Below are 13,705 nucleotides of genomic sequence, written 5' to 3'. Positions count from 1 at the left end.
CGCCACCCAGGTGACCGCGCGCACGGGAGCCGAACTGGGCGTGCGCGTTCCGGTCCGGGTGCTGTTCGAGGCGGGCACCGTGGCGGGCTTCGCCGCCGCGGTCGGTCTGCTCGAGAGCGCCGCGCCGCGTCCGGCGCTGCTCGCCCTCCCGCGGCCGGACCGGGTGCCGCTCTCGCCCGCCCAGCAGCGGCTCTGGTTCCTGAACCGGCTGGAGAACGAGCAGGACGGCCCGAGCCTCTACAACATGCCGCTGGTGCTGCGACTGACCGGCACGCTGGACGTCACCGCGCTCGAGGCGGCGGTCCTGGATGTGCTGGCCCGTCACGACTCCCTGCGCACCTCCTACCCGTCGGACGAGACCGGCCCGTACCAGCACCTGCTGGACGCCGCCGAGGTCGGCCTGAGCCTGAGCCCGGTGCCGGTGCGTCAGGACGAGGTGATCGCGGCGGTCACCGGCATCGCGCAGGCTCCGTTCGACGTGACCTCCGAATTGCCGTCGCGCATAGCGCTTCTGGTGCTCGACCAGGATGCGGACGAGCCTGCGGCCGACGAGTACGTGCTGGTGGTGGTCGTGCACCACATCGCCGCGGACGCGCTCTCGCTGCGGCCGCTGATCACCGATCTGATGTCCGCCTATCACGCTCGCCTGACCGGAGACGAGCCCGGCTGGGCGCCGCTCGCGGTCCAGTACGCCGACTACAGCCTCTGGCAGCGCGAGGTGCTCGGATCCGCGACGACCCCGGGCGATCTCGCCCATCAGCAGCTCGAGTTCTGGCGCGATACGCTCGCGGGCGCCCCCGCCCAGCTGGCCCTGCCGGCCGACCGCCAGCGCCCCGCTCAGCCCCGGAACACCGGCGGCGCGGTCGATTTCACCGTTCCGGCCGAGGTGGCCGCCGGACTGCGCGCCCTGGCCCGCGAGCACGGCTCGTCCCTGTTCATGGTCGTGCACGCGAGCTTCGCCGCCACCCTGGCCCGGCTCACGGGTACCGATGACATCGTCATCGGCACCCCGGTCGGCGGTCGCGGCGAACGCGAACTCGACGATCTGATCGGCATGTTCGTCAACACCCTGGCGCTGCGCACCCGCGTGGACACGGGCGACACCTTCGCGGAGCTGCTGGCCGCCGTGCGCGCGGCCGATCTGGCCGCCTTCGCCAATGCCGATCTGCCGTTCGAGCAGATCGTCGACGAGTTGGTCACCGATCGCGACACCGGTGCGCATCCGCTCTTCCAGGTAATGCTCAGCTACGGCGAAAGTGCCGGTGCGATCACGGAATTGGCGCTCCCGGGCCTGACCCTGAATCCGATTCCGCTCACCGATCCGACCGCCAAGTTCGACCTGCAACTGGTGATCGAGGACGGGCGGGACGGCGAGCTGGGCGGAGCCCTGCGCTTCGCGACCGAGCTGTTCGGGGAGAACACCGTCACCTCCTTCCTGGCCCGCTGGCAGCGACTGCTGCGGGCGGTCGCCGGTGACGCCGCGATCCGGGTCGGCGATGTCGACCTGTTCGACGCGGCGGAACGGGAACTGGTGCTGCGCACCTGGAACGAGACCGCCGCCGAGGTGGACGCCTCGCACACCCTGCTGTCGCAGTTCGAGCAGACCGTCGCCGCCACCCCCGACGCGGTCGCGCTCAGCTTCGAGGGGACGAGTCTGACTTACGGCGAGTTCGCCGACCGGGTGCACCGACTGGCCCGCCACCTCGTCGAGCAGGGCGTCGGCCCCGATGTGCCGGTGGCCCTGGGCATGCGGCGCTCGCTGGATCTGGTGATCGGCATGTACGCCGTGGTCGCGGCGGGCGGCGCGTACGTACCGCTGGACCTGGATCACCCGATCGAGCGCATCCGCTACATCCTCGACACCGCTTCTCCCGCCTGCGTTCTCACCTCCGGCGAGACCGGCCCGGCCGGAGAGCTGGACGTGAGAACCCTCGGCGTGCGGGAGCTGCGCATCGACGCGGACGCGGGCGTGGACCTGTCCGGCTACTCACCGGCTCCGCTCACCGACGCGGATCGGCGCGCCGCGCTGCACCCGTCCCACACCGCGTACATCATCTTCACCTCCGGTTCGACCGGCCGCCCGAAGGGTGTCGCGGTTTCGCACGCCGCCATCGTCAACCGTCTGGTCTGGATGCAGGCCGAGTACGGCCTGAGCCCGGCCGATGTGGTCCTGCAGAAGACGCCCTCGACCTTCGACGTCTCGGTGTGGGAGTTCTTCTGGCCCGCTCGGGTCGGCGCGCGCCTGGCCATCGCCCGTCCGGAGGGACACCGCGATCCGGCGTACCTCGCCGCGATCGTCGCCCGCGAGGGCGTGACGGTCGCGCACTTCGTGCCCTCCATGCTCGAGGTGTACGTGAGCGAGCTGGAGTCCGGCTCCGCGCCCACGGACCAGGAGACGAGTCTGCGCATGGTCTTCGCCTCGGGTGAGGCGCTGGGCGCCGCTCCCGCGCAGCGCCTGCGCGCGCTGACCGGAGCCGAGGTGCACAACCTGTACGGCCCGACCGAAGCCGCCGTGGACGTCACCCACCACCGGGTGACCGAGGCCGACACGGTGACCGTCCCGATCGGACGTCCGGTCTTCAACACCGCTGTCTACGTGCTGGATTCGAACCTTCGCCCGGTCCCCGCGGGCGTGCCGGGCGAGCTCTACCTGGCGGGCGCGCAGCTGGCTCGCGGCTATGTCGCGCGCCCCGACCTGTCCGCGGATCGGTTCGTGGCCAACCCCTTCGAGACCGGCGCGCGCATGTACCGCACCGGCGACCTGGTCAAGTGGACCGCGGACGGCGAGCTGGAATACCTGGGCCGCACCGACTTCCAGGTGAAGCTGCGCGGGCTGCGGATCGAGCTCGGCGAGATCGAGGCCGCGCTCACCGCGCACGAGTCCGTCGCGCAGGCCGCGGTGCTGGTGCGCTCGGTTCCGCACGCGGGCGAGGTGCTGGTCGCCTACCTGGTGGCCGGGCCGTCCACCGGCATCGATACCGAGGCGCTGCGCGCCGGGCTGTCCGAGCGACTGCCCGCGTACATGGTGCCCGCCATCTTCCTGGTGCTGCCCGCCATGCCGGTCACCTCGAACGGCAAACTCGATCGCCGGGCGCTGCCCGAACCGACCTTCGAGGCCGCCGAATTCGCCGAGCCCACCGGGGATTCGGAGATTCTGGTCGCCACCGTCGTGGCGGAACTGCTGGGCCTGGAACAGGTCGGCGCGGGGGACGACTTCTTCGCCCGCGGCGGCAATTCGCTCATCGCCACCCAGTTGGTCGCGCGCCTGTCCAAGGCCACCGGCCTGGCGGTGCCGCTGAGCGCCGTCTTCGACGCCTCGACGGTGCGGGAGCTGGCCGCGCGCCTGATCGCCCTGGCCGATGCCGGAGACACCGGCGCGGCACTGCCGCCGGTCGTTCCGCAGGAGCGCGGCGATGTCGTCCCGCTGTCCATTTCCCAGCAGCGCATGTGGTTCCTGAACCGCTTCGACGCCGCCGGTGGCGGATACAACCTGCCCTTCGCCCTGCGGCTGACCGGAACCCTGAACGTGGACGCCATGCGCGCCGCGGTCGGCGACCTGATCGACCGGCACGAGACCCTGCGCACGCTGTACCCCGAACACGACGGCGTGGCCCGTCAGGTGGTGCTGCCCGCGGGCACCCGCCTGGTGGACCTGGAGCCGCAGCCGGTGGATGCCGCCGAGCTGCCCGCCCTGGCGGAAAGCTTGGCCCGCACGGTCTTCGACGTCACCGCCGAGGTGCCGCTGCGGGTGCGACTGCTGCGCGTCGCGGACGAGCCCAGCACCCACGTGCTGCTGATCGTCATCCATCACATCGCCGCGGACGGCTGGTCGCTGGCCCCGCTGACCCGGGATCTGGCCCAGGCCTACGTCTCGCGCTGCGCCGATACCGCGCCGCGCTGGACCGACCTGCCGGTGCAGTACGCCGATTACGCCATCTGGCAGCGTGATTCGCTGGGTTCGCCCGACGAGCTGACCTCGGTGCTGGCCCGTCAGCTGCGCTTCTGGGAGCGCGGACTGGCCGGTGCTCCGGACGTGCTGGCCCTGCCCACCGACCGGCCGCGCCCGGCCGTGCACTCCAACCGCGCGGGAGCGGGCACCGCGGTGCTCGATGCCCGATTGCACGCCGCCGTGGTCGAATTCGCGGCCGCCAACCGGGTGACCCCGTTCATGGTGCTGCACACCGCGCTGGCCGTACTGCTGGCCCGGGTGTCCGGAACCGAGGACATCGTGGTCGGCACCCCGGTGGCCGGACGCGGTGATCAGGCGCTCGACGAGCTGGTCGGCATGTTCGTCAACACCCTGGCGCTGCGCACCCCGGTGCCCGCCGGGGCCCGGCTCTCGGAGGTGCTGGACCGGGTGCGCGATGCGGACCTGGCGGCCTTCGACCACGCCGCCGTGCCGTTCGAGACCCTGGTGGACGCGCTGAATCCGGTGCGCTCCCAGTCGCATTCGCCGATCTACCAGGTCGGTTTCACCATGCAGAACATGGCGCAGCCGCAGTTCGAGCTGCGCGGGCTGTCCATCGCCAGTCTGGACGCCGGGGTGCTGCCGATCCAGTTCGATCAGGACTGGACCCTCAGCGATCGGCACGAGGACGGTGAGCCCGCCGGGATCGACGTCCATCTGCACTACGCCACCGATCTCTTCGACGCCGAGACCATCGCCGACTTCCTGGCCTGGTACGAGCGGGTGCTGCGGGCGCTGATCGCCGATCCGCGCCTGACCGTCGGCGAACTGGAGCTGATGTCGGTGGCCGAACGCGGCCGGCTGCTGTCCGATCGCAATGCCACCGCCATGGCCCTGCCCGAGGAGACCCTGGCCGATCTGCTCGATCGCCGGGCCGCGACCGACGGCGTCGCCGTCGCCGTGGAACTCGACGGCGCGACCATGACCTGGTCCCAGCTGGCCGAGCGGGCGAATCGCCTGGCGCGCTGGTTGATTCGCGAGGGCATCGGCCCGGACGACATCGTCGGCATCACCGCCGAGCGCAGCCTGGACATGATGGTCGCCCTCTACGCCGTCGCCAATGCGGGCGCGGCCTACGTCCCGGTCGATCCGGCGCATCCGGCCGACCGCATCGCGCACGTGCTGACCACCTCCGACGCCTGGCTGGTGCTCGCGGTCGGCGGGGCCACCGTGCCGGAGCTCTACGGCGTGCACACCGTGGACATCGCCGCGCTCGACACCTCGGAGTTCTCGGCCGAGCCCATCGCGGCCGGGGAACGCGTGTGCCCCGTGCGCCCGGACAACCTGGCCTATGTGCTGTTCACCTCCGGCTCGACCGGTAAGCCCAAGGGCGTCGGCACCAGCCACCGCGCCATCATGAATCAGCTGCGCTGGCTCGAGAATCGCTACGAGGTGACCGGCGCGGACCGCATCATGCAGCGCGCGCCGCTGGCCTTCGACGTCTCGGTGTGGGAGTGCTTCCTGCCCGCGCTGACCGGTGCGCCGCTGGCGCTGCTGCGCCCGGGCGGGCACCTGGACCTGAACTACCTGGCCCATCGCATGCGCGAGCACGGCGTCACCATCGCCGAGCACGTGCCGTCGGTGCTCGCGGCCCTGGTGGCCGAGGGACACGGCGACTCGCTGCGCTCGTTCCGGCATCTGCACACCGGTGGTGAGGCGCTGCCCGCGGAGCTGCTCGGCGCGCTGCGCACGCACGTCGGCGGCGCGGTGCACAACGCCTACGGTCCGACCGAGGCCGCGATCTCGGCGATCTATCACGAATTCACCGACGCCGACCCGGATTACGAGGTCGCCATCGGCCTGCCGAACTGGAACACCCGGTCCTACGTGCTGGACGCGCGGATGCATCCGGTGCCGACCGGCGTGATCGGCGAGCTGTACCTGGCCGGTGATCAGCTGGCCCGCGGCTACCAGGATCGCGGCGCGCTCACCGCCGAACGCTTCGTCGCCGACCCGTTCGGGGTCCCCGGCGCCCGCATGTACCGCACCGGCGACCTGGTCCGATGGAATCGTGACGGCAACCTGGTCTACTTGGGCCGCAACGACTTCCAGGTGAAACTGCGCGGTCAGCGGATCGAGCTGGGCGAGATCGAGGCGGCCCTGCTGGCCGGCGGCGGCGTCGCCAACGCCGCCGTCCTGCTCGATCGCGATACCGCGGGCACCGAATGCCTGGTCGGATATGTCTCGGGCACCGACCTTTCCGCGGATGCGCTGCTGACGCACGCCCGCGCCATGCTGCCCGCCTACATGGTCCCCGCGCACCTGGTGGTGCTCGCGGACATGCCGCGCACCAGCGTCGGCAAGCTCGACCGCGCGGCGCTGCCGAAGGTCGAGTTCACTGCCGCCGCAACGGCTTTCCGCGCACCTCGGGAGGGTGCGGAGGCCATGCTGGCCGAGATCGTGAGCGAGCTGCTCGGCGGTGCGCCGATCGGCGCGGACGACGACTTCTTCGAGCGCGGCGGCAACTCGCTGCTGGCCATGCGGCTGGTGGCCCGGATCAACGCGGCCTTCGGCCGTGAGCTCGGCGTCCGGGCGGTGTTCGAGGCCCCGACCGTCGCGGAACTGGCCCGCCACATCACCGGAGCCGCGAGCCGCACGCTGCCCGCGCTGATCGCGGGGGAGCGGCCGGAGCGAATCCCGTTGTCCGCGGCCCAGACTCGGATCTGGCTGCTGAACCGCCTGGATCCGGCCTCGCCCGCCTACAACATCCCGTTCGCGGTGCGCCTGCTCGGCGACCTCGATCACGACGCCCTGCGCGCGGCCCTGGCCGACGTGACGGCCCGGCACGAGGTGCTGCGCACCATCTACCCGATGGACGCCGAAGGCGAAGGGCACCAGGTGATCCTGCCGCCCGAGACCGTCATCGACCTGCCCACCGAAACGGTGGACGGTTCGGTGGTCTCGCGCTTCTACGAGTTCGCCGCCGCCGGGTTCGACGTCACCGGCGAACTGCCGCTGCGCGCGATGCTGCTGCGCGAGTCCGAGTCCAGTCACGTGCTCGTCGCGGTCCTGCACCACATCGCCGGAGACGGCGCGTCGACCGATCCGCTGCTGCGCGACGTGATCGTGGCCTACCTGTCCCGCGCCGCGGGCGTCGCCCCGGGCTGGGAACCGCTGCCGGTGCAGTACGCCGACTACGCGCTGTGGAAGCGCGAGGTGCTCGACGCCGTCGGGGAGTCCGAACTGGACTACTGGCGTGAAACGCTCACCGGACTGCCGGACGAGCTGACCCTGCCGGTCGACCGGGTGCGCCCGCCGGTGCCCTCCTACCGAGGCGCGGTGGTGCGCGGCCGGATCGGCGGCGGCGTCGGAGAACGCCTGCGCGAGATCGCCACCCGGCATCACGCGACGCCGTTCATGGTGCTGCACGCCGCGCTCGCGACGCTGCTGGCCCGGTTGTCGGGCACCGACGACATCGCGATCGGCACCCCCGTGGTCGGTCGTGACGAACCGGTCCTGGACGGTCTGGTCGGCATGTTCGTCAACACCCTGGCGCTGCGGACCCGCCCGTCGCTGGACCGGACTTTCGCGGAACTGCTGACCGAGAGCCGCGCGGTGGACCTGGCCGCGTTCGCGCATGCCACGGTGCCGTTCGAGCAGGTGGTCAACGCCCTCGGGGTGACCGCCGATCAGTCCCGGCATCCGCTGTTCACGGTGACGCTGAACTACCTCGACCTGGATTCGGGCACCCACGCCGTACCCGGCCTGGTGCTCGAGCCCGTCGAATTCGACGACACCGTCGCCAAGTTCGATCTGACCTTCTCGGTCGGGGAGGAGCTCGACTCCGACGGCAACCTGATGGTCGAGATCGTCTACGCCACCGACCTGTACGACGAGTCGACGGCCCGGGATCTGCTGCGCCGCTTCGGCCGCGTGCTGGGCACCGTGACCGAGGATCCGAATCGCACCGTCGGCAGCATCGACGTGCTGTCCCCGGGTGAGCAGGCCGCCATCCTGGCCCGCCGCGGTCCGGCCGCGCTGCGTCCGCGGAGTCTGGCCGAGATCCTGCACGCCGCGGTGGATCTGGATCCCGCCGCGCCCGCGCTCATCCATCGCGGTGAGCACGTGAGCTACCGGGAGCTGGACGAGCGGTCCTCGCGACTGGCCCGCCTGCTCATCGAATACGGCGTCGGCGCGGAGGATTTCGTGGCCCTGTCGGTGCCGCGCTCGGTGGAATCGGTGGTGGCGCTGTTCGCGGTCGCCAAGACCGGTGCGGCCTTCCTGCCGGTGGACCCGACCTATCCCGCCGACCGGATCGGCTTCATGCTGTCCGATTCCGGTGCGGCCATCGGCATCACGATCGCCGAGTACGCCGACCGGCTGCCCGGCGACATGTGGGTGGTGCTGGACGATCCCGAGATCGGCGCGCGCCTGGCCGCGCTGCCCGGCGACCGGATCGCCGCCGGGGAACTGGTGCGCCCCGTGCACACCGACAACGCGGCGTGGATGGTCTACACCTCCGGCTCGACCGGTCGCCCCAAGGGCGTGGTGGTCGGCAACGCCGGCATCATCGGCATCGCGGCCGTGCATCACGATCACTCGCCGACCACGTCCAGTTCCCGTGTGCTGCACCGCACCTCGCCCAGCTTCGACGCCAATATCCTGGAGCTGCTGATGGCGCTGCCGGTCGGCGCGGCGCTGGTGGTCTCGCCGGTCGAGATCATCGGCGGCGTGGAGCTCAAGGAACTGATCGAGTCCGAGGGCGTCACGCACGGCGTCTTCACCCCGGCCGTGATCAACACCCTCGACCCCGACACCCTGCGCGGCATGCCGTATCTGATCGTCGGCGGCGAGGGCTTCGGTCAGGACCTGGTGGATCGCTGGGGCGGCACCCGTGAGCTGTACAACGGCTACGGCCCGACCGAGATCACCATCATCAGCCACCAGAGTTTCCCGTTGCGCCCCAACGGGCGCGTGGTGCTCGGCGATCTGGTGAACGGCCAGTCCGCCGTCGTGCTCGACACCCGGCTGCGGCCGGTGCCGGACGGCGCCGCGGGCGAGCTGTACCTGCGCGGCCCGGGCCTGGCCCGCGGTTACCACGGCCGCGCGGCGCTGTCCGCCGACCGCTTCGTCGCCGATCCGTACGGCGAGCCCGGCGGCCGGCTGTACCGCACCGGCGACCTGGTGCGCTGGGTGCGCAACCCGATCGAAGGGCAGAGCGAGCCGACCCTGGAGTACCTGGGCCGCTCCGACGATCAGGTCAAGGTGCGCGGCCTGCGCATCGAGCTCGGCGAGATCGACTCGGCGCTGATCGCGCACGAGAACGTCGATTTCGCGGTCACCATCGGCCACACCGGGCGCAGCGGGGATGTCTCGCTGGTCTCCTACGTGGTGCCCGCTCCCGGCCGGGTCGTGGACCCGGAGGAGCTGCGGGCCTTCGCGGGTCGCTCGCTGATCTCCTACATGGTCCCGGCCGTGATCATGGTGATCGACGCGGTCCCGCTCACCCCGATGGCGAAGCTGGACCGAAAGGCCCTGCCGGAGCCGGTCTTCCGCACCGCGGCGTTCCGCGCACCGGAGTCGGAGGTGGAACTGGCCGTGGCCGAGACCATCGCCGAGCTGCTCGGCGCGGAACGCGTCGGCCTGGACGACGACTTCTTCGCCCTCGGCGGCAATTCGCTCAGCGCGGTGAAACTCTCGGCCCGGCTCACCGGCCGGTTGGGCGTCGAGGTCGCCATGCGCACCGTCTTCGAGCACCCGACGGTGGCGGCCCTGTCCGCGACCGTGGACGCGGAGGCCGCGCAGCTGTACATCTCGCCGCCGCTGCTGCCGCGCACCGGGGACGGTCCGGTGCCGCTGTCGCTGTCGCAGCAGCGCATGTGGTTCCTGAACCGCTTCGACGGGGATTCCTCGGCCTACAACATGCCGATGGCGATCCGCCTCACCGGCGCGCTGGACATCCCCGCGCTCGAGGCCGCCATGGCGGATCTCGTTGCGCGACACGAGGTCCTGCGCACGGTCTACCCGCTCACCGATTCCGGTCCGGTGCAGGTGATCCTGCCCGCCGGGGAGGTGGAGCTGCCCTCGCTCACCCCGGTTCCGGTCGAGACCGCCGACCTGTACGGCGTCGTCACCGAATTCGTCTCGGCCGGTTTCGACGTGACCACCGCCGTGCCGCTGCGCGGGCGGTTGTTCGCGGTCGCGGACACCACGGACGAATACGTGCTGGTCGTGGTCGTGCATCACATCGCCGGCGACGGTGCGTCGATGGCCCCGCTGGCCCGCGACGTCATGACCGCCTACGCCGCCCGTCAGGCCGGAGTCGCTCCGGCGTGGACGCCGCTGCCGGTCCAGTACGCCGACTACGCGGTGTGGCAGCGGGCTCGCCTGGGCACCCAGGACGATCCGCATTCGCTGCTCTCGCGGCAGCTGGCCTTCTGGAGCGAGGCGCTGGCCGGACTGCCCGATCAGCTGGAACTGCCGTCCGATCGCCCGCGCCCGCCGGTGCTCTCGACCGAGGGCGGCTCGGTGGAGTTCGACCTCGACCCGGATCTGCACGATCGACTGGTCAAGCTCGGACGCGCCAATGGCGCAACGCTTTTCATGGTGGTGCACGCGGCCTGGGCACTGCTGTTGGCCCGGCTCTCCGGCACCACCGACATCGCGGTCGGCACGCCGGTCGCGGGCCGGGGCGAGGACGCTCTGGACGATCTGGTCGGCATGTTCGTCAACACGCTGGTGCTGCGCACCCGGGTGGATTCGGCGGCCGATTTCGCCGGGCTGCTGGCCGGGGTGCGCGAGGCCGATCTGGCCGCGCTCTCGCACGCCGACGTGCCGTTCGAACGCCTCGTGGAGGCGCTGGACCCGGTGCGCTCGACCGCGCGCCACGCGCTGTTCCAGGTCGGCTTCTCCTTCAACAACACCGAGACGCCCGAACTGGAGCTGGCCGGATTGCGCATCGGCGCAGCCGATTTCGAGACCACCATCTCGCAGTTCGACCTGCACCTGGTGATCGCGGATCGCTACACCGCCGACGGCGCCCCGGACGGGCTCACCGCCTCGCTGACCTACTCGACGGCCCTGTACGACGAGGCCACCGCCGCCGGGTTCGTCGGCCGCCTGCGGCAGATCCTCAATATCGCGGCGCTGACCCCCGAGGTCCCGGTGGGCGATTACGAGCTGCTCTCGGTCTCGGAGCGCAAGCGAATCCTGCACTCCTGGAACGACACCGGGCACGCGGTCGACGTCGCGGCCACCCTGCCCGCGCTGCTGGACCGGGCGGTCGCCGCCGCCCCGGGCCGGATCGCGCTGGTGAGCGATGGCGCGGAGCGCGTGCAGCTGACCTACGGCGAACTCGGGGCCCGGGTGAACCGCCTGGCCCGGCATCTCATCTCGATGGGTGTCGGCCCGGAGGACCGGGTCGGTCTCGCGGTGCGCCGCTCGGTGGACCTGGTGGTCGCCATGTACGCGGTCTCGGCCGCGGGCGGGGTGTACCTGCCCATCGATCCGGATCAGCCCGCCGATCGCATCGAATACATCCTGGGCGCGGCCGATCCGGTGACGGTCCTGACCGCCGGCGCCGATCTGCCGCTCGACACCGCACAGGTCCGCGTGGACCTGCTGCAGGCTCAGGGCGGCGTGCTGTCGGGCTACTCGTCCGCGCCGGTCACCGATGCCGAACGCCGCGTCCCGCTGCGTCCGGACCACGCCGCGTACGTGATCTTCACCTCCGGCTCGACCGGCCGCCCCAAGGGCGTGACCGTCCCGCACGGCGCCATCGCCAACCAATTGCAGTGGAAGACGGCGGAATTCGGGCTCGGCGCGAACGACGCGGCGTTGCTCAAGACCCCGGCGACCTTCGACCTCTCGGTCTGGGAGTTCTGGTCCGCCGCGGTCTCGGGCGGCCGGCTGATCATCGCGACTCCCGACGGGCATCGCGATCCCGACTATCTCAACGACCTGATGGTCCGCGAGGCCGTCACCACCCTGCACGCCGTCCCGTCCATGCTGGACGCGCTGCTCACCGCCGGAGCGGATATGCCCGCCCCGCCGCTGCGCCGCGTGCTGGCCATCGGCGAGGCACTGCCCGCGGCGGTGGCGCAGCGGTTCCGCCGCAGCCATCCGCGTGCGGCGCTGTTCAACCTGTACGGCCCGACCGAGGCCGCGGTGTCGATCACGAATCACCATGTCACCGCGGCGGATCAGCTGTCCGTGCCGATCGGCGCGCCGGAGTGGAACAGCCGGGTGTACGTACTCGACGCGCGGTTGCGCCCGGTGCCCGCCGGGGTCTCCGGTGAGCTGTATCTGTCCGGTGCGCAGCTCGCGCGCGGCTACTTCGGTCGTGCCGACCTGACCTCGGATCGCTTCGTGGCCAACCCGTTCGAGCCGGGGGAGCGGATGTACCGCACCGGTGACCTGGTGGCCTGGAACACCTCCGGGGAGCTGGAATACCGGGGCCGCACCGACTTCCAGGTGAAGATCCGTGGTTTCCGGATCGAGCTCGGCGAGATCGAGGCGGCGCTGCTGGCCCAGCCCGGCCTCGACCGGGTCGCGGTGCTGGCCAAGTCCGATCGCCTGGTCGCCTACCTCGTCGGGACCGAGCTGGATCCGGCCCTGGTGCGCGCGGCCCTGTCGGACCGCCTGCCCTCGTACATGGTGCCCTCGGCGTTCGTGGTGCTCGACGAGCTGCCTCTGAACGCCAACGGCAAGCTCGATCGCGAGGCGCTGCCGGAGCCGGAGTTCGCCCCGCGTGAATTCCGCTCCCCGGCAACCGAACTGGAGTCCACGGTCTGCCGTGCCTTCGAGACGGTGCTGGAACGGGAAGCGGTCGGCCTGGACGACAATTTCTTCGAGCTCGGCGGCAACTCGCTGATCGCGGTGCGGCTGGCCGCGGAACTGAGTGCCGAACTCGGGCAGCGGGTGCCGGTGGTGCTGCTGTTCACCGCACCGAGCCCGGCCGCGATCGTGGTCGAATTGACGAGGGCCGCGGGTGCGCTCGATATGAGCGCCGCGTTCGAGGTGCTGCTGCCGCTGCGCCCGCACGGTTCCGGTGCGCCGCTGTTCTGCATCCATCCCGTCGGTGGTGTGGCGTGGTCGTTCGCGGGCTTGGCCGCCGGTCTCGACGAGGACCGGCCGATCTACGGTCTGCAGTCCCCGACACTGGGATCGGATGTGCCGCTGCCGGATTCGATCGAGGACTGGGCACGCCGCTACGTCGAGGAGATCCGCGCGGTGCAGCCCGAGGGGCCGTACCATCTGCTGGGCTGGTCGCTCGGCGGCGTGATCGCGCACGCGGTGGCGGTGCTGCTGCAGGAGCAGGGGCAGGAGATCGAGACCCTGGCCATGCTGGACAGCTCGCTGGACGCCGAGGACGTGGATGACGCAGCGCCGGTGCGCATTCCGGTGGCCGAGCTGCTGGGCGGCCTGCTCGGCGACGTCGAGCTGACGGACGCGGATCTGGAACCGGCGGCGCTGGCCGAACGCCTGTCGGCGCTGCCGGAGCCGTTCGCGTCGGTGAGTGCGGAGCAGGTGGCGCGGATCATCGACTCCGGTGTCGCCTCGCTGGGTCTGATCGCCCGGTACCGGCCGCGCCGCTTCAAGGGCACGCTGCTCTATTTCGCTGCGGCCCATGATGATCCGAGTGGATCGATCGGCGTGTCCGGCTGGACCGATGTGATCGACGGCCGCGTGCTGAGCTTCGCGGTCCAGGCCACGCACTGGCAGATGGCGTCCCCGGATTCCCTGGCTCAGGTCACCCGGGTTCTCAATGCCACGCGCAGAAGGACGGATAACAGGTAG

General features: G+C 71.2%; 1 protein-coding gene (cut by a window edge). It reads left to right on the top strand.

The window, feature by feature from the left end:
• On the top strand, positions 1-13,705 hold the 3' portion of the coding sequence (locus NJ1_RS28470) for a non-ribosomal peptide synthetase (protein ID WP_067699931.1). The gene continues 5,255 nt to the left of window position 1, outside the view; the window shows 13,705 of its 18,960 coding nt (coding positions 5,256-18,960); its start codon lies beyond the left edge, outside the window; the stop codon is at positions 13,703-13,705.

The organism is Nocardia jejuensis NBRC 103114, assembly GCF_001613145.1.
In the GTDB taxonomy this organism is placed as follows: domain Bacteria; phylum Actinomycetota; class Actinomycetes; order Mycobacteriales; family Mycobacteriaceae; genus Nocardia; species Nocardia jejuensis.
This window is presented reverse-complemented; position numbering and strand designations above follow the sequence as displayed.